Here is an 18253-nt window from a genome sequence, read left to right as displayed (position 1 = left end):
AATATCATCATTGTTTTGCCCTGTCAAATATTTTTATCATCAAATATTTATATTCATTTCTGACAATACAATTCTTTTCTTCTGTTTTCTAAGTCAAACAGACTAGTGCAATGTATCAATGATACATTACACTAGTCTGCTAAATCTTTATATTTATTTTTCTCCGAAAATCTTTCCTGCAACCACTGCTATCACAATAGTAACAGCCATATCAGGCAATGTATTTCCGACAGGTATATCTACAGTCATAAGATAACGGTAGAGTATAAATCCGATAACCCAGATGATTGCATTTATCATATCAACTTTCTTACTGCTCTTATCTGCTTTTAAGATAAAGTAATCTGCTATCTGTATAGCTATCATTGGTGCGAACACCGAACCGATAAGGTACATGAAGTCTGTTATATCATCCATAGGGAATAATATTGCTGCAACTGTTCCGATTACGGTTACTGCTATTGTCACATATTTTCCGTTTAATTTTGATAAAATAGTTTCACTTGATATTCCGGCTGAATATGCATCAAGGAATGTTGTTGTCACTGTTGAAAATACAACAATCAAAAGACCAACAATTCCAAGTCCTGCTTTTACCATTATCTGTGCAACATCACTTTCTCCCGTAAATATAGCTGCACCCATTCCTATAATATACATCCAGCAGCTTACGATTCCATAAACTATCGTGCTTACAAGTGTTGCCTTTACAGGCTCTTTTGCTTCTCTTGTATAATCACTTATAAGTGGAAGCCATGACAACGGCATAGCTACCGCAAGCTCTACTGCTGCTCCAAAGCTCATGCTGTCGCCTGATACTTTTACTCCTGATGTATCGCTAAAGAATATAACCTTACACATTATTATAGTAAGAATAAATAATGCAGCCATTGCAACAGTATTTATTTTTCCAAGATTTGTTATTCCAATCACAACCCAGAGAATAATAAGAGCACCGATTACAAGACACCACACCCAGTTTCCTGTATTAAATATTCCATTTGCTGCAAGTGCTCCATCATAGATCATAATAGAAGTCCATCCCACAAGCTGGAGCACATTTAAAAATGCAAAAAATTTGCTTCCATCCGCACCAAAACTCATAGTAACAGTATCCATTGCACTTTTTCTTTCTTTTCCACCTATGATTCCTGCACAAAAAAGCATAAGGCAACCTATAATATGACCGATTATGATAGCAAGTATTCCTTTACCAAAACCGAGCGATGCAAACGATGTTCCCGTAAGTATCTCGGCTATCGAAAGTCCGGCTCCAAACCATATAAGCCCGTTTTCAAATAATGATGTTCTTCCCTTGTTTTCCATTTAATTCCTCTTTCTTACTTCTTATTATTTCTTTTCTTGTTATCTTATATAAATATTTGTGAAACTCCCAATAAACTATATTTTGTTTTTGCAACTTTACATATCATAAACAAGGAGCTTATGACATTTAATATAGTATAAAGTCTTTCAAATATAACGGATTGCTCCATTGCTACGCAATTTTGACCCTTATTTCATAAATTCATTGTCACACGCAAATGCGTGGTTCATAGGTCCGCTTCCCTTTCCAAGATCAAGCATTGCCGCAAGTGCTCCTGATATATAATCCTTTGCCCTGAGTACCGCCTTATCAAGGTCATATCCTTTTGCAAGATTTGATGCTATGGCACTTGACAAAGTACATCCGGTTCCATGAGTATTAGGATTGTCTATCCTCTTTCCCGTAAACCACTTGTAATCACCATTTCTATATAATAGGTCATTTGCATCATTTATCTGATGACCGCCTTTCATAAGCACTGCACAGTCAAATTTTTCACTTATAAACTTTGCCGCTTCTACCATGTCATTTTCATTCTCAATCTTCATTCCTGATAAAACTTCACCCTCAGGTATGTTTGGTGTGAGAACTGTTGCTATCGGAAGCAGTTTTTTCTTTAATGTACTTATCGCATCATCAGTTATGAGTTTTGCACCGCTTGTCGCAACCATAACGGGGTCAACAACTATATTTTTTGCCTTATACTCTATGAGTTTATCTGCGATTTTTTCTATAAGTCCGCTTGCCGATACCATTCCTATCTTTACCGCATCAGGGTAAATGTCCGTGAATATCTCGTCAATCTGCTCTCCTAAAAATTCAGGTGTCACATCCATGATAGCAGTCACACCCGTAGTATTCTGTGCCGTAAGTGCAGTTATCGCACTCATCGCATATACTCCGTTGCTTATCATTGTTTTTATATCAGCCTGAATTCCTGCTCCACCGCTTGAATCACTTCCTGCTATTGTTAATGCTGTTTTCAAAATTTATGTCCTCCTTTTTTTATTTATGTACTCTCGGTATCTGCGAAACTATCACCAATCTGCCTGAGTCAAACGGATATTGACAATCCGTTCCACTACCTGCTCGTAACACTATTAACTGCTATCGCAGAATATCAGTTTCGCAATTTCCTATAATCGTGCTACATCATATAAAAAGCCACAAAAAAAGAATATACATAACTACCATGCATATTCTCAACATAAATCATTGCAAATCTATACCGACAACTTCCTACGCTGGCATTATCCATCAGGTTATAAGGGTTAAGATACGCAATCTACTCTCAGCCTGTTTCACGCACAAGCTCCCCCGCATCGGCTATTATACATTAAGTTTATAATTAGTGCAAGTTGTTTACAGTATTTTTATGGCTGAACTGTTAATCTTCATCAAACTATGGTATAATTATTTTAGAAAGAAATTTTTCAAAATTATAATCTGAAAACAGACCAATAGGTCAATAGGTCAAAATGAAAAGGAGGGATTTCTATGGATATTGCAGCACTCTCTATGGGCATATCACAGGCAGATGTAATAAATAATGTTGAAACCGCAGTTCTTGCAAAAAGTCTAGATACAATGAAAGAAAGCGGAGCCGGTCTTATTGACATGATGAATCGTTCTGCTATGGAAAGGTCTGTCAATCCGGAACTCGGTGCAAATATTGATATTACGATATAAAACTGTTTTCTAAAAATTAACCCCCATCTATGTTGTGAATATTTTCATTATACAGATGGGGTAGTTTTTTATTCTTTTTTACTCTATTATTAAATGAGCTGTTGACCTTATAATATCAGTAAAATGTTCAACTTCTCCTTTAGAATATCTATTATTTTCTATCTTATAAGAAAGTAGCTGTCAACACCTAATTTTACATCTAAATACAATAATCACTCCATCCACCCTCATCAGTCCCTACACAACTGTTTCGTACCATAAGTTTTCCCTCAAGTTCTGTCCTGACAACACTTTTATGTCCTCCACGCATACGGTCAACTAAAAGATATAATGCAAACTTCCCCATCTCCTCTTTAGGAAGTCTTACTGTTGTAAGCATAGGTCTTGTATATTGTGCTTCTTCTATATCATCACTTGCTATTATAGATGGAATATAATACCTGTTTTTATTTGTTTCAAGGAATTTTAACATCCCGATAGCTGTTATATCGTTTGCACAATATATTCCTGTCGGTCTGTCCTCCGACTGCATAAATTTCTGCATTGCCGCAAACCCCTCCGCTTCTGTCTGCCCGGTCTGTACTATATAATCTGCCTCCGGGTCGATGTCATGTCTGTGCAATGCCTCAAGATACCCACGATACCTCGCTTCATTGTAGCAGTCACCAACATAACCTATACTTGTATGCCCTAGTGATATAAGATATTCTACTGCCATCATGGCAACTTTCTTTCCGTCACACAAAACCTCATCAACCTCATAATTTGTTGAATTACGGTTTACCGAAACGACATTTTTAAATTTGTTATTGAGTTTTTTCAATGCGTCTTTATTACATTTACCAATGATTATAAGACCGTCACATTTCTGCTCAAGCTCATCATACATTTTATCTACCAGCAGATTAAGATCCTCATGGCGGCATTTTTTATCATTTGAAAAAACAGGCATATACCAGACCTTTGTCAATATTGCAACCTGTTTATGTATCTCACTTTCTATCACCCGCAGCAGTTCATTAAAAAACGGATCTGCCGTTGCCTTTTCCATTCGTGTCATAAGAACACTGACATAATAGACTTTTTCTTCCTTCTCCTTAACTCCCATCTTTAGATTTCTTGCAGCAGTATTTGGGGTGTAATTAAGCTCTATCGCAATCTTCCAGATTTTGTCACGAAGCTTGGGAGATGAACATTTATAATTTGGATTGTTGAGCACGCGTGAAACAGTCGAAGCCGATACACCTGCTCTCTCTGCTATTTTCTTGATTGACATGATTTTTTCCTTTCTTACTTAAGGATGTACTCTATGAACAACTTTTGTCTTTTCCCACTTACATTATATTCATACTCTTTCCCTAGGACAACAATAATATTTGAAATCGTTTTCACACACTGCAATCCCCTGATATTCAGGTATTTCATAATTATATACATATAATATTTCAGCCAAAAAATCCCCTGACATAGCTAATCAGATATCTGCCCCCTCTCTGCTGCCTGCCTGATAATGTTAAAATTGCTGGGTTTTCCGTATTTTCATCCTGTTTCCACAAACTCTCCCCAATTAACTTTATTTGTTCACATTTATTAACATATATTTCACATTTAAAACATTACAAGTTCACACTTCCACGATAATATAAACCCATCAAATGAAACAAAATCATTTGATAAGTGCTTAAATTTTTTTCATACCTTCTCCAAACAGTTAAGCGAAAGCTTGACTGTTAGAACCGCTTTCTCCAGCGGTTCTTTTTTTTCGGCAAAACAAAAAACGCAGCTTTATGAAACTCAATTCACAAAACTGCGTTTTTTATCTGACACGCTGCCAACAGATAGCAATTTTTATGTAAACATACATTGCTATCTGCTTTTGACCCTTGCATCATGCTATTTGACAACGGCACCGTTTTCCCTGTTTCTACAGGAATATATACTTACATACAAACAATACCGCAAGTATATACATTAAAGGTTTAACTTTCTTTGCTTTTCCACAAAATACATTGATAACTACATATGATATAACACCGAGTGCGATTCCCTCTGAAATGCTATACATAAGCGGCATTGCAAGAAGTGCAAGATATGCCGGTACTGACTCTGTAAGGTCTGTAAAATCTACACTTATGATTGATGAAATCATAAGGAAACCTACAAAGATAAGTGCAGGTGCAGTAGCAAATGAAGGAATTGCAGTAAATATAGGTGCGAAGATTATCGCAAGCAGGAACATAATACCCGTTACTGCTGCCGAAAGTCCGGTGCGTCCTCCTGCAAGTACACCGGCTGATGACTCAACATATGTTGTAGTTGTTGATGTTCCAAGAACAGCTCCGACTGATGTTGCGATAGCATCGGCAAGAAGTGCAGGCTTGATTCTTGGAAGTTTTTCGTTTTCATCGAGCATACCTGCTTTTGTTGATACACCGATAAGTGTTCCAAGTGTATCAAAAATATCTACAAAGAGGAATGCAAAAAGTACAACGATAAAATCAAGGATTCTGATGCTTGAAAAATCGGCTTTAAAGCACTGTCCAAATGTATCTCCGATAGCTGTAATATCTATCATCTTAAGTGTAGGATATAATGAATAAAATCCGGTGTCAGGATTCGGAACATAAATTCCGACAAGCTGGCACAACATTCCAAGTATCCATGTACTTAATATTCCGATAAGAATAGAACCTTTAACATTTTTTGCATAGAGAATAACTGTTATAAACAATCCGACAAGTGCAAGTAATGCTCCAATTCCTACAGTATGGAAATTTTTTGTAAATCTGACATAAGTAAGAAGTGTAGAATCATCAGCTACTACTATCTTTGCACCCTGAAGTCCGATAAATGCAATGAATAAACCGATACCTGCACTTACACCTTTTTTAAGTGAAGACGGAATTGCATTAAATATAGCTTCACGCACATTTGTAAGCGAGAGCACGATAAATATAAGACCTTCTACAAATACCGCAAGAAGTGCTACTTTCCATGAATATCCCATATTTGCACAAACTGTTCCTGCCATATATGCATTAAGTCCCATACCCGGTGCAAGTGCAAATGGATAATTTGCAAGAAGTGCCATAGCCATACAGCCGATAAACGATGCAATAGCTGTCGCAAGAAGTACCGCATCACGGTTCATTCCCGTGCCGCTCAAAATGTTTGGGTTTACGGCAAGTATATATGCCATAGCCATAAATGTAGTAAGACCAGCTATAACTTCGGTCTTTACATTTGTATTATTTTCCTTTAACTTAAATAACTTATTTAACATAAATAATTATGTCTCCTTTTTTGTATTCTACTTTCCCTCATATGTAATCAATGATGTCACATCATACTTAGCAAGTTTTTCTCTTCCTTTAAGACCGGCAAGTTCGAGCAGGAATAAAATCTTAACTACTTCACCGCCGAGTTCCTCGACAAGCCCTGCACAGGCTTCAATAGTTCCGCCTGTTGCGATAAGATCATCCACAAGAAGAACTTTCTGTCCCGGCTTTATTGCATCCTTATGAATTTCAATCTCAGCCGTTCCATATTCAAGGGCATACGATGCCGTAACTGTCTCACATGGAAGTTTGCCCTTTTTGCGGCACGGAACAAATCCTTTGCCGAGTGCATATGCAATAGGCATACCGAAAATAAATCCTCTTGATTCAGTACCGACAACAACATCAAAATCAACATCCCTGACAGCCTCTATCATGGAATCAATAGCAAGTTTAAGCCCGTCCGGATCCTGTATCACTGATGTAATATCACGAAACATTATGCCTTTGCTTGGAAAATCCGGAATACATCTTACATAGTCCTCTAATTTCTTCATTTTATCTGTATCCTCCTTTTAAAATAAGCTAATAAGTAATTGCGAAACTAATTTTAGGTTGTGTTAATTGCACACATTATATGCATTTCGCAAATGCTTAAAATAAGATAATGTCACCTCTCTTATGAGGGAACAGTAACTGCATTTAACAATGCACAATCTTTTTTATTATAGCAAAAAATCACCATATTATCAATATTTGTAACAGTTCAGCCATAAAATCAGGGTAACAGTTCAGCCTTCCATTTATTACATTCATAAACCTGCCAGCAAACTGTCAGTCACTGCTACGCAGCTTATGTTTACCTCATATAATAAATAAAAGGCTATTCTACCGTAAAAATATAATCAGCAATACAATGAGCAATCTCAGATATTATCGATTATATTTTTATGGCTGAACTGTTACTAAGATTAAAATAATGTAAATTTACAAATATATACAATGACAAATACTATCAGGTACACAACCGGTATGCCACGATACAGTCCTTTAAAGTCCTGTCTGCTCATAGTCATATGTAATATGATTGAAATAAATACATACCACAAAAGTACAGTCTGCCATACCGCTAATGCCGCACCATAAACAGTAAGATAATAATAAATACCCGCACTTGTCAATGCACCGCAGAATACCGGTGCTATCGAAGCCAATGCCTGCTGAATTGACCTCATTATTATATTTCCCCTTGTCACATACTCGACATATCCGAGCCTGTCACCGTCAGGATGAAAGAATACTATTTTGGTAACTTTCGCTCCCGTAACCGTTGCAAGCAGGGCATGAGACAGTTCATGGTGGAATACTCCTATAAAAGTCAGTCTGTTAAATATAAAATAGGTGAAACTGCCGCCAAGAAAGGCTGCTGTCACCGAATAAAGAAGTTTTACAAACTGCTCTATGACAACTCCCGCACCCGGTATTGCAAAAGTCAATATCAATGCTGTCAAAAGATAGTTTACATATATATTATCCATAAATTTCTCCTGTATATCATAAATTAAATATCTGTTAGACAAAAATTTGAGGTGCGGCACATCCGGTACCGCACCCACATACTTCTAAATATGCCAAGTTGTTAAGCTATTTTCTTTATTTCAACATCATCACTTGTTTCTCTCTATTTCCTGCGTCTGAATATAAGTGATAAAGCACATAATTCCGCCCCAACAAGGCAGATTATTGTAGGAATAGTCAAGCACAACCCCTTCTTTCACTCATTCTGTTATTTATTTTCGTACTATCAGCTTTCTTATCATATCTACCGGGATAATAAGCACAGCAAGCAACATTGACACAACAAGTGCTTTTACGCTAAGCATCGTTGTATCAAATACCGGACCGCCTATCTGAATGATAATTGTTTGCAATACAAATATTGCTCCCATTACAAGCCCAAAATTTTTATTCTCGCTTATATGCTCAAAGAGATTAAATCTCTCAGATCTTGTATTTAAACTATTTAATATTATCGAATAGATAAAGAAGGCAAACATAAATGTCTTTTCGTAAAGTTCAGGATTTTTACATCCTTCAGGCATTACAAATGATGTTATACCGCCCACATTTTCAAGTATCAGTATTGAACCTAATGTGATAAATATAGCACTGACTCCTATTGCTGACTTGATATACCCGGTGAGGATATTGTCAGTTCTTTTTGCAGGCTTCTCGTCCATATATCTGTTAAGAATAGGTTCACCACCAAATGCCATTGCTGCAAGCGTATCCATTATGAGGTTTATCCACAATATCTGCACGATTGAAAATGGCTCTGTCCAGCCAAGTATAGGTGCAAGAATGTTCATAAGAAGTGTACTTATATTTACCGTAAGCTGGAAAATAAGGAACTTGCCGACTGATTTTGCCATTGTTCTTGAGTTAAGTACGCAGTCTTTTATTGAAGTAAGACTGTTATTAAGAATAACTACATCACCGGCTTCCTGTGCAACTGCAGTTCCGTCACCCATAGCAAATCCTATATCAGCCTGTTTTAACGCAGGTGCATCATTTACACCGTCACCAGTCATACCACAAACATTGTCAAGCTGCTGTGCGATAGATACTAAACGCTTCTTGTCGAGAGGCTTTGCACGGCTTACAACCTTAAGATGTGGAAGTTCTTTTTTAAGCTCCTCATCTGACATTTTTTCAAGTTCTTCATGTGTGAGAACAACATCGTTCTTCTCATCCACGAGAATACCGGCTTCTTTTGCGATAGCCGTTGCTGTCTCCTCAGCATCACCTGTCACCATGACAACCTGTATTCCGGCACCGTTAAGCACCTCAACTGTCTCGATTGCATCTTTTCTGACATTATCCCTGAGACACAATACTGCAAGAAGTATTTTCTTTCCATCTGCTATCTTTGCAACAGATAAAAGTTTCATAGTACGCTTAGCCTGTGCTCCCATCTGTTTTATAACCTTTTCTTTGTCAGCAGCAGTAAACTCTTTTATGCTTCCGTCTGCTGTCTCATAGTGGGTAATGTCATCAATTATCTGCTCTGTTGCACCTTTCCAGTAAACTACACCGTCGTTAAGTTCCACGATGGCACATTTCTTTTCAGAGTCAAATCCATTATTTTCTTTAACTCTTTTTTCAATTTCATCCTCATCCGGCTTTGCATTGTTGGCAAGAGCATAAGAAAGAAGTGCCCTGTCCATGTTGTTACTTCCGATAGCCTTTCCCTCTGATACTTTAGCAAGGTTATTGACTGTTATCGCATCAATAAAGTCAGCATTTAACAGTTTATCAGCAATCTCTCCATCACCTGTGATAAATTCTACCAAAGAGAGATTTCCCTCTGTGATAGTACCTGTTTTATCACTGAACAAAAGGTTCATATAAGCGGAATCTGAAAATGCAGCTTTGTGGCTTACTAAAATATTCTTTTTATACATTGACTCAGTATTCATTGACTGCACAAGACTGTTCATCATCGGAAGTCCCTCCGGAACAGCCATGATAACGATAGAAGCCATAAGCATCACTGCCTCCGCAACAAGCAAAATAACAAATACCGGAGTAATTGCTTCATTCGCTCTTACGATATTTAACACTACCTGTAAAACACCTGCTATGGCTGCTGCTGAGACACCGAGTTTACCGATACCTGCAGCTACTACCTCAAGTTTAAGGCTTGAAGTGTCTTTTCTTTCCTCTTCCTCATTATCTGTAAGTGCCTTATTTATCTTACCAAGCTCTGAAGCATCGCCTATAACAGTTGCCACCATATAAGCCTCACCGCTTGTAACTACAGAACCCATAAACACTTTATTTTCTGATGAATAATCTGTCGACTCTGCATCATCCATATTGTCTGCTGCCACTTTTGACTCATCTCTTGACTCACCGTTTAATGCCGCCTGAGAGACTTTAACATGACCGTCAAAAATAAGTCCGTCAACCGGTACTTTGTCACCAGCCTGTATAAGTATCGTATCACCTTTTACGATTTCATTTGTAGAAATCTTTAAAAGTTTTCCGTCTCTCATTACTTTTGCAAAAGTTTTACTGTACTCCTCCTGCAAAGCTTCACTTCTTGAACTGTTTCTGTACTCCGACAATGTTGAAAAGCCCGTTGCAAGTGCTATTGCAAGAATGATACTCACTATTTCTATTGCATCGTTTCCGCCTGAAATAGCCGGAAATATAACACCAAGTACCGCAAGCACAATTTTAAGCAGAAGTGCAAAACATAAAACTTTTATCCATATATCATCAAATGCTCCTATAAACATTGATAATAATGACTCCGGTTGTTTTTTTGCAAGCTCATTTGTTCCAAACTCTGCTTTACTCTTAGCTGCCTGTTCACCGGACAAGCCTTTTTTAAGGCTGTCCTTTTTCCTTATTTCAATCATGATTAGAAAATTTCCTCTCTTTTTTATATTCACGCAATACTTTATTAAAGCATCACACAATTACCTGCTATCAATTCTTTCTAAAATAAACTTTTTCTGACTTTCAGCATATGCCCTGTCACTTATAATGTCTGCATAATTCACTGATACTTGTATCCTTTGTCCCCTGACCTATGGCATTGAACTTCCACTCTCCGTTATGTCTGTAGATTTCTCCAAATATCATCGCAGTCATTCCCGAATAGTCCTCAGAAAGGTCGTATTTGCACATTTCCCTGTTTGTTTTTCCGTCAACTATTCTTATAAATGCATTTTTTATCATACCAAATTCCTGTTTTCTCTTTATACAGTCATAAATATTTACCACAATGACTATCCTGTCATACTCAGCAGGAACTTTTGAAAGGTCTATAAGTATCTGCTCATCGTCACCCTCACCGTCACCTGTAAGATTGTCACCCATGTGCCTTACAGTCCCTGATTTATGTTCGAGATTTCCAAAATAAACCACATCATTCTTATCGCAGAACTTTCCGTCCTTTAAAAGGATTGCAGTCGCATCACAATCTATGTCAGCTGCCTGTGTTCCAAATAATGATGCAAGAAAACCTTTCTTACTCTCCACAGCGTCCCATCCAAGACCTACAAGTACATTTGAAAGACCGGCACTTTCCTTTGTAAGGCTTACCTTCTGCCCTTTTTTTAAGCTTATTGACATTTCATACCTCCTTTTTAGGCAACCTCAATTCCATAGTGTCCGCAAAGTGCAGCAAGACCACCCTGGAAACCGCTTCCTATCGCATTGAACTTCCACTCTCCGTTGTGTCTGTATATCTCGCCAACTACCACTGCCGTCTCGATTGAAAAATCTTCTCCGAGGTCGTATCTTATAATCTCCTCATTAGTCTCAACATTGACAAGTCTTATATAAGCATTTGACACCTGACCGAAATTCTGTCTCCTTGTCTCTGCATCATAAATTGTTGCCGTAAATGCGATTTTTTCAATATTTGCGGGAATATCAGCAAGATTTACCTCTATCTGCTCATCATCTCCCTCACCGTCACCTGTCCGGTTGTCACCCATATGCTTTATAGCACCTGATGGATGTTCAAGATTTCCATAAAATACAAACTCTTTTTCTGTCGGGCATTTACCATTTGAATCTACCATAAATGCGGCTGCATCAAGATCAAAATCAGCCCCCGAATCAAATGCATTAACATCCCATCCAAGACCTACCATAACATTTTTAAGTCCAGGATTTCCTTTTGTAAGATCTACTTTCTGTCCTTTTGATAAATTAATTGGCATAACTCATTTCCTCCTCTTTTTAAATGTAAAAATTTCATTAATATAAGTATAACACTAAAAGTATTTATCTAATACTTAAGTTTTTATTAACGCTTAACAGCACCGCCATATGTTTCCATAAACTCTTTCTTAATCTGGTCAAGTCTTGCTGCATCATCAATACGCTGTTTTCTGGCATTTTCCTGAATAGCTCTTGTCTCGTCAATACCGTTTACAATGGTTCTCCATGTCTTCTCAAGCGTATCTATCTTTATTGAACTGCCCGATGCAAGTTTTGCCGTCATCTTTGACTGCTCAACAGTATTCTTTGCATTTTTTATAAGCATCTCATTTGTCTTTTTGTCAAGTTCAGACATTGCCTCTGCCTGTATCTTTTGTCTCTTTAACATAATAGCCTGTGCAAGTGCCTGCTTAAATACAGGTAATGTGACGATAAATGCAGAATTTATCTTTCTGACAAGATTCATGTTGCTGTACTCCATCGTCTTAATCATGGGAATTGACTGCATGGCAATATTCTCTGCAGTCCTTAAATCCTGTGTTCTCTGCTCAAGCATCATCAACGCATTATTAAGGCTTGAAATTTCAAGCTGAATGGCATTGTCAGCCGTATTTTCATAGTCCTGCTGTCTCTGTGCAATATAATTTTCGAGTTCCTTGCATCCCTGCTCACCGGCAAGAATATATTTGACAAGTTCATGATAATAACCAACATTTGCATCAAACATCTGGTTTAAATTTCTATTTGACTGTTTTATCTCACTCTCATACTGCTTAAGCTGAACATATATCTTGTCAACCTCATCACCCATTGTATGATATTTCTGTAAGATTTTTTCAAGCTGCTTTCTCAGATTTCCAAATAACTTATTAAAAAGTCCCTTGTCCTCCCTAATCTCGTCAATATCAAACTTTGACATTATCTTTGAAAGTGCATTGAGCATCTCGCTCGACTCATCAATCTGGCTCATGCTCATACTGTTAAGAACTATATCAGAAGCCTTTGAAATCTCATCTGCTGCCTCAGCACCAAAAGACACTATCGTTTCAAGGTTGTTTACCTCGATAGTGCTGACAAGTGCATCAACCTCATCTGAACCCACAAGCTCGTTGTTCATCTGCTTTCTGTCCTCGACAATATCATACACCTCGACCGCTTCAATCTCATTCTGAACTGCCGGCTGAACTGCTGCCGGTTCTTTTTTTCCAAAATCAAGTCCCATACTTGTCCTCCTTAATATTTTTTGACTATCAATCTTCTTGACTTTCATTCAAGATGCGTCCCTCGCTTTCAGCTTTTAGTTCTCATCTTAAACTTTTGTTTAGTTAATATCTATTTTTTAACAGTCTGTTTTCACAAACTTCTGCAAACTGCCTGCTCAGAAATAAATATCTGTTTTTATTTTCTCAACCATGCCTGAACAACCTGTCACGCCATGATGTGTGCAAACTTAACGGAATACTTTCCCAGTCCGGTATCTGAATATCATATATATAGTCACCGAGCTGATGTTCTTCCATAAGTTTCAAATTGAAATATTTTTCCATATTGTAACCCGTAGGCACAAATAAAGCAACATCAAAACCGAGCAAATGCAAAAAAGTAAGATAAATCGTATCTTCTAAGGAAATCAGCTCGTCTGATGTATTTATATACAAAAGTTTTGGATTTTTCTTAGTAAAATCAAATGCCTGCAAAAGCCTTGTCACTTCCTTAGGCAGATTAAGAGCCACTGAAACTATAGTATATTCAGTTCCATTTTCAAAAGTCCCCTTAATATATTTTTGTGCTATCAAAAATTCCAGTTTGTCAAGAATATAATCCTGCATCTCATCACGCAGAAAACCATACCGGTATGCCCTGCTTTTTTTTATCTTGTCCCTGTGCAGCCTGCCATTCTTAAAAAATTCTGTGGCATATTCTTTAATCGGATTTGCATCTGTCGAAAGAATATTAGGAACTTTGTCTACAACAACCGTTTCAGGTGTCATAAGCTTTTTTAACATTATCATATATTCTCTGACATTTCCGTCTTTTACACCCGAAAACTTAGAAAAGATAACAGGAATATTTACAGAACCGTCAACAGTCGAAAATCCCGGTCTGTACTTAATCTCAGTCTCCCACAAAATCTTGATTTCCCTGTCCATAGTCTGCAATGAAACAGTCCGTGCTTTATCATACTGTTTATCCCTGAATATGGTATCATCGTTATACATAAGTGTGTCAAGCTCTCTCTCCGCATGGTATGCCGCCGTACCTATGTGCAGCCCCGAATTTTGTATAGGAAATTTATCTATGGCAAGCTGTTCCTCATAGTTTATATCATACAGAATATTATCCTCAAGTCGGCATCTCTCTGCCCTGTTTGGACATAAAATAAGCACATCAATCGGTGTCCTTGCAAGAAAATGCATAAACATAGCTTCATTTTCATCATTGCAGCCACCCATATAAATAAAACACGGTATGTTGTCATAGCTGAAATTCTTAAAAAACTGCGCCTGATATCTGTTAATAAAACAAAGAAGATATACGGCTTTATTCAAAATTTTATTTATATTTGCACCTGTCCCAAGCCTGTCCGCCTCTCCATAAACAGTATCCTCAAAAGAATTGATAAGAAACTCACTAACTATCGGATTTTCGGTAAAATTGATATTTAATTCAAGTCCCTTTACAAGCTGAAAAACATCACGGTAATTTCCTCTCCTTATCTTTGCAATCTCATCAACATCAGGCTTAGGTATCAGCTCACTAATGACAACAACATTTCGTTTCATAGCCTTAAGCGAAAGATAAAATTGATAAAGTTCATTTTCATATGTAAGTTTGTCCCAGACACCGTTTATCCTTACATAACAGTTTAAAAATATTTTATCTTTATCTGCCCCATAACCCTGTGCATTATCAGCAGAAAACATCCCATTTCCCAGATTATTTTCTATATTTCTTATATTATGCAAATTCTGTGCATTTTCTATATCGTTTACTTTATCTGCATTTCTTATATGCAAATTCTGTGCATTTTCTACATTGTTTACTTTTTCTGTTCTTCTTTCGTTTTCATATAATTTCCTAAATCTGTCTTTTCTGACCCCTGCCGGCTGCAAAAAATCGTCAAGCCCATTGCCCTCTATCCAGACATTAGTGCAATTACGAGTAGAAACCTTATACGATATTTTTGGCTGTGAACCACCTCTGTCTGCCATACTATTTATATTGTCTGCTTCTGTACTCTGAATTTTTATATTTAAACTTTTTTTGTTCTGTAAAGATTTCGTACTCTTTTCTTCTGCCTGCGTTATTCCACTTTCTTGTCTTTGTATGTTCTGCACATCTACTTGCGAACCTCCCATTCCATGACTTTTTGTTTCCTGTCCTCCTGACTGCAACTTTATCGTTCCTTGACTTTTCGCTCTCTGTACTTCTGCCTGCGAACTTACCGTTCCTTGACCGTTTTCTCTCTGTGCCTTAAAATCATGATTTTCAAGCATACTTTTTATACTAAAATCTGCCGCAAACGCTCTCATTACATCTTGCTCTGCCGCACCGTTTTCTCCCACATACTCAAAAGACTTTTCTAAATTTCCATCAACCTTAAGATAATACGCATCTCCATGTGGCTGAACAAAAACAACATCGCATCCTGCATCAGCAAGTATATTTATAAGCATAAATTCATAGCCGACAATATCTCCCACGAAAAAAATCTTTGGAATATTCTCACCGTTCATCTGCTCCACGATGCCCTCAAATTTATAATAAAGCCAGCACATAAATTTGATATACGCATTTTTAAGCATATTTTCATTCTTACCACTTCTTCGCAGTCCGTCAAGAACATCATATATCGCCCCTGCAATATTTTCACGCTGAATCGACCTCATGCGTGGCAGCCATTTTTTCAAAGAATCAGAAATAAATCCCATGCTCATCTGAAAATCCATCCCCATAATCTCCTGATAATACGAAAGATTACTTTCAGTCGGATTTCCTATCTTCCCGTCAATTACAACACCAGATTTTCTCGCCGCATTATAATATTTATAAATAAATTCATCTATTTTATCAGATGTTTTGTTAAAACGATAAAAATAAATTCCTTTTTCACTCCGTCCGCTAAGCGGAACAAAGAAATCGTCAAGGCTTTGAATTTTCATATGCTTAAATGACACTTTTACCACCTCAATATCCGTCGGTATTTGTATTTTTATTTAATGATATAATTGCAATCTCAATATTTTTGCCGTAATCATTTATCAATGTCATGATTTGCTAATCTCAATATTTCCTCACCCTGTATTTATTCATAGCAAATCCAAATACAGAACCGACAATTCCTCCGATTATATGTGTCAGATTTGATACATCATCTTTTACCAGAATTCCATCCCGTATCTGACCGCCTATATAGATAACTGCGACAAGAATAAAAGTAAGCGGAATTTTGCCATCTTCTATACTCGTCATACTTGCAAGCAATATAAACGCAAAAACAATACCACTCGCCCCTAAAAGAGCAACATTGGGAAAAAAGATAAAATGAATAAGTCCGGTGACAAATGCTGTCGTCAATATGACAAACAGTGTATCTGTCGAGCCATACTTTTCTTCAAGAAGCGGACCCACAACAAGAATCATCATAATATTACTAAGAAAATGTTCCCAGTTTGCATGACCAAGAACATGACCGAAAAATCTGAAATATGTCAAAGGATCTGACAAAGACGATCTATACACGCAAAATAATAACCTGTCTGAAACACCTCCGGTCATATAGCTAAGTCCTAATACCAAAAGACTCGCTATTGAAAAAATCAAAATAACCGGTGAATTAAATGAAATTCTTATACCTTTATTTTCTCTACCCATTTCTCTCCCCTAAACAATTCTAATACTTTATCAAGCTAAATGCCTGATAGTATTATTATTTTAAGTATCTTATATTTATAATAACACTTATATACAATTTTCTCAAGAAGCAAACATCTTTAACGATACTAATCCCCATAAATTTAACCAATACTTATCACACTTTAGATTTTGCCATATAAATTTTTCATTCTATCTTGGCCCCATAAATCGATCACCATTCAAATGTATCATATGCTCTGGCATTTCAGCAATCCAGACCTCTGTTTCCCATGCAAGTTCCTCTGCAAACCTTTTATATGTCTTAAAATCCAGAAATGCTGTTACAAATATTTTTCCTGCCGTGACATCTTTCGTCATTTCTGTAATTTCCAATATGCGTTTCGGATCCATCAGTCCTACAGATGTTACTGACTCAACAAAATAAATCCAGTTCTTGTCCTCACGATATAGCACTACATCCGGCATTTTATCATGAAGCGTAATCTCAAATCCAAACTCTTTCAATTTATCAACATTTTTTACAAGATCTTTTTCTATTGTATCTCCAACATATAAACATTCAGAAAATTTGGTGTAAATCTTGGTGCAAATTCTTCAATAATAGCCTTCTGTAGCTCATTATGTTTACCAGCAGAAAACTTAAACTCATTGCCATTTATATTTACCGGCATCATTGTCATCTTCTTTTTAGAAGCATACATATCAATTAACTTCTCATGGTAACAAAGAAACCTGCTTATAGATGCCCTACATGACAGCGTCTGCATAGTTTTCAACTTTAGAGCAACAATCTCAGAAAGAGATTGTTGCATTAGGTATATCCTCTAACAAGCCAAAAAAACTTCCAACATATAACCATATTGGAAGTTTTTCTAAATAAAAATGCCGCAGACCGGAATCGAACCGGTACGGGTATCACTACCCACAGGATTTTAAGTCCTGGGCGTCTGCCAGTTCCGCCACTGCGGCATACAACAATATTAAATTGTCATAATGGGACCTACAGGGCTCGAACCTGTGACCCTCTGCTTGTAAGGCAGATGCTCTCCCAGCTGAGCTAAGATCCCAGTAAAATCTTGTAACATACAAGAGAAACGACCCGGAAGGGATTCGAACCCTCGACCTCCGCCGTGACAGGGCGGCGCTCTAACCAACTGAGCCACCAGGCCAAAATATCATTCTTACTTACTTAATTTATCTAAAATGGACCCTCAGGGACTCGAACCCTGGACCGATCGGTTATGAGCCGATTGCTCTAACCAACTGAGCTAAAGGTCCATAAATATTTTGCCTAAGCCGATGATCGGACTCGAACCGATAACCTGCTGATTACAAATCA

At 37.2% G+C, this 18253-nt stretch carries 15 protein-coding genes, 4 tRNA genes and 1 riboswitch; of the genes, 1 reads left to right on the top strand and 18 read right to left on the bottom strand.

Annotated features, from left to right (window positions below; all coding sequences use genetic code 11):
- Positions 1-153: 153 nt before the first annotated feature.
- Positions 154-1326 (bottom strand): putative hydroxymethylpyrimidine transporter CytX, encoded by a 1173-nt coding sequence (gene cytX, locus DWZ63_RS12025; protein ID WP_118500025.1) that lies wholly within the window; start codon positions 1324-1326, stop codon positions 154-156.
- A 189-nt stretch (positions 1327-1515) separates the two neighbouring features.
- On the bottom strand, positions 1516-2313 hold the full coding sequence (gene thiD / locus DWZ63_RS12020; protein WP_055945693.1) for a bifunctional hydroxymethylpyrimidine kinase/phosphomethylpyrimidine kinase: 798 nt from the start codon (positions 2311-2313) through the stop codon (positions 1516-1518).
- Between the two features lie 232 nt (positions 2314-2545).
- Positions 2546-2656, bottom strand: a riboswitch (TPP riboswitch).
- A gap of 168 nt (positions 2657-2824) precedes the next feature.
- Here thiD and DWZ63_RS12015 point away from each other — a divergent pair.
- Complete coding sequence (locus tag DWZ63_RS12015; protein ID WP_022015368.1) at positions 2825-3016, top strand: YjfB family protein; 192 nt, start codon at positions 2825-2827, stop codon at positions 3014-3016.
- Between the two features lie 199 nt (positions 3017-3215).
- On the opposite strand, the gene DWZ63_RS12010 is transcribed toward DWZ63_RS12015, so the two are convergent.
- The 16 genes from DWZ63_RS12010 to DWZ63_RS11940 all read right to left on the bottom strand — a co-directional run bounded on the left by DWZ63_RS12010 (position 3216) and on the right by DWZ63_RS11940 (position 18192).
- On the bottom strand, positions 3216-4292 hold the full coding sequence (locus tag DWZ63_RS12010) for a LacI family DNA-binding transcriptional regulator (protein ID WP_022015367.1): 1077 nt from the start codon (positions 4290-4292) through the stop codon (positions 3216-3218).
- A 648-nt stretch (positions 4293-4940) separates the two neighbouring features.
- Positions 4941-6299 carry an NCS2 family permease gene (locus tag DWZ63_RS12005; RefSeq protein WP_118500024.1) on the bottom strand — a complete coding sequence of 453 codons (1359 nt, stop codon included), beginning with the start codon at positions 6297-6299 and terminating at the stop codon, positions 4941-4943.
- A 27-nt stretch (positions 6300-6326) separates the two neighbouring features.
- Positions 6327-6851 (bottom strand): adenine phosphoribosyltransferase, encoded by a 525-nt coding sequence (locus tag DWZ63_RS12000; protein WP_055945689.1) that lies wholly within the window; start codon positions 6849-6851, stop codon positions 6327-6329.
- A 414-nt stretch (positions 6852-7265) separates the two neighbouring features.
- Positions 7266-7832, bottom strand: a complete 567-nt coding sequence (locus tag DWZ63_RS11995) for a M50 family metallopeptidase (protein ID WP_118500023.1) — start codon at positions 7830-7832, stop codon at positions 7266-7268.
- Positions 7833-8084: 252 nt separating this feature from the next.
- Entirely contained in the window at positions 8085-10721 is a 2637-nt protein-coding gene (locus tag DWZ63_RS11990) for a cation-transporting P-type ATPase (protein WP_118500022.1), read from the bottom strand.
- 118 nt (positions 10722-10839) lie between these two features.
- Positions 10840-11439 (bottom strand): TerD family protein, encoded by a 600-nt coding sequence (locus tag DWZ63_RS11985; protein WP_022015362.1) that lies wholly within the window; start codon positions 11437-11439, stop codon positions 10840-10842.
- Between the two features lie 14 nt (positions 11440-11453).
- A complete protein-coding gene (locus tag DWZ63_RS11980) occupies positions 11454-12035 on the bottom strand; it encodes a TerD family protein (protein WP_022015361.1) in 582 nt (193 codons plus the stop codon).
- A gap of 86 nt (positions 12036-12121) precedes the next feature.
- Entirely contained in the window at positions 12122-13258 is a 1137-nt protein-coding gene (locus DWZ63_RS11975; protein ID WP_055945684.1) for a toxic anion resistance protein, read from the bottom strand.
- Between the two features lie 184 nt (positions 13259-13442).
- The gene (locus DWZ63_RS15795; RefSeq protein WP_055945682.1) at positions 13443-16214 is read right to left on the bottom strand and encodes a YceG family protein; all 2772 of its coding nucleotides are present in this window, start codon (positions 16212-16214) and stop codon (positions 13443-13445) included.
- A gap of 106 nt (positions 16215-16320) precedes the next feature.
- Positions 16321-16911: a rhomboid family intramembrane serine protease gene (locus DWZ63_RS11965; protein WP_055945680.1), complete on the bottom strand. Its 591-nt coding sequence runs from the start codon at positions 16909-16911 to the stop codon at positions 16321-16323.
- Positions 16912-17103: 192 nt separating this feature from the next.
- On the bottom strand, positions 17104-17451 hold the full coding sequence (locus tag DWZ63_RS11960) for a BsuBI/PstI family type II restriction endonuclease (RefSeq protein WP_270393968.1): 348 nt from the start codon (positions 17449-17451) through the stop codon (positions 17104-17106).
- Entirely contained in the window at positions 17448-17726 is a 279-nt protein-coding gene (locus DWZ63_RS16150) for a BsuBI/PstI family type II restriction endonuclease (protein WP_270393963.1), read from the bottom strand. Before DWZ63_RS16150 ends, DWZ63_RS11960 begins: the two co-directional genes overlap by 4 nt.
- A 71-nt stretch (positions 17727-17797) precedes the next feature.
- Positions 17798-17883: transfer RNA gene (locus DWZ63_RS11955), tRNA-Leu, on the bottom strand.
- 25 nt (positions 17884-17908) lie between these two features.
- Positions 17909-17981, bottom strand: a tRNA-Val gene (locus DWZ63_RS11950).
- Between the two features lie 28 nt (positions 17982-18009).
- Positions 18010-18083: transfer RNA gene (locus tag DWZ63_RS11945), tRNA-Asp, on the bottom strand.
- Positions 18084-18118: 35 nt separating this feature from the next.
- Positions 18119-18192 (bottom strand) — tRNA-Ile (locus DWZ63_RS11940).
- Positions 18193-18253 lie beyond the last annotated feature (61 nt).

The sequence above is a fragment of the Clostridium sp. AF34-13 genome, from assembly GCF_003477845.1.
Taxonomy (GTDB): Bacteria; Bacillota; Clostridia; order Lachnospirales; family Lachnospiraceae; genus Butyribacter; species Butyribacter intestini.
Note: the sequence above shows the minus strand (reverse complement) of the source record. Positions and strands in the feature narration are given on the sequence as shown.

Excerpts from the sequence above, each read along its gene's own strand:
- DWZ63_RS11990 (WP_118500022.1), bottom strand. The coding sequence starts at position 10,721 with ATGATTGAAATAAGGAAAAAGGACAGCCTTAAAAAAGGCTTGTCCGGT.
- cytX (WP_118500025.1), bottom strand. The coding sequence starts at position 1,326 with ATGGAAAACAAGGGAAGAACATCATTATTTGAAAACGGGCTTATATGG.
- DWZ63_RS11995 (WP_118500023.1), bottom strand. The coding sequence starts at position 7,832 with ATGGATAATATATATGTAAACTATCTTTTGACAGCATTGATATTGACT.
- DWZ63_RS12005 (WP_118500024.1), bottom strand. The coding sequence starts at position 6,299 with ATGTTAAATAAGTTATTTAAGTTAAAGGAAAATAATACAAATGTAAAG.
- DWZ63_RS11985 (WP_022015362.1), bottom strand. The coding sequence starts at position 11,439 with ATGTCAATAAGCTTAAAAAAAGGGCAGAAGGTAAGCCTTACAAAGGAA.
- DWZ63_RS12010 (WP_022015367.1), bottom strand. The coding sequence starts at position 4,292 with ATGTCAATCAAGAAAATAGCAGAGAGAGCAGGTGTATCGGCTTCGACT.
- DWZ63_RS11980 (WP_022015361.1), bottom strand. The coding sequence starts at position 12,035 with ATGCCAATTAATTTATCAAAAGGACAGAAAGTAGATCTTACAAAAGGA.
- DWZ63_RS12000 (WP_055945689.1), bottom strand. The coding sequence starts at position 6,851 with ATGAAGAAATTAGAGGACTATGTAAGATGTATTCCGGATTTTCCAAGC.
- DWZ63_RS12015 (WP_022015368.1), top strand. The coding sequence starts at position 2,825 with ATGGATATTGCAGCACTCTCTATGGGCATATCACAGGCAGATGTAATA.
- DWZ63_RS11975 (WP_055945684.1), bottom strand. The coding sequence starts at position 13,258 with ATGGGACTTGATTTTGGAAAAAAAGAACCGGCAGCAGTTCAGCCGGCA.
- DWZ63_RS16150 (WP_270393963.1), bottom strand. The coding sequence starts at position 17,726 with ATGCAACAATCTCTTTCTGAGATTGTTGCTCTAAAGTTGAAAACTATG.
- DWZ63_RS11965 (WP_055945680.1), bottom strand. The coding sequence starts at position 16,911 with ATGGGTAGAGAAAATAAAGGTATAAGAATTTCATTTAATTCACCGGTT.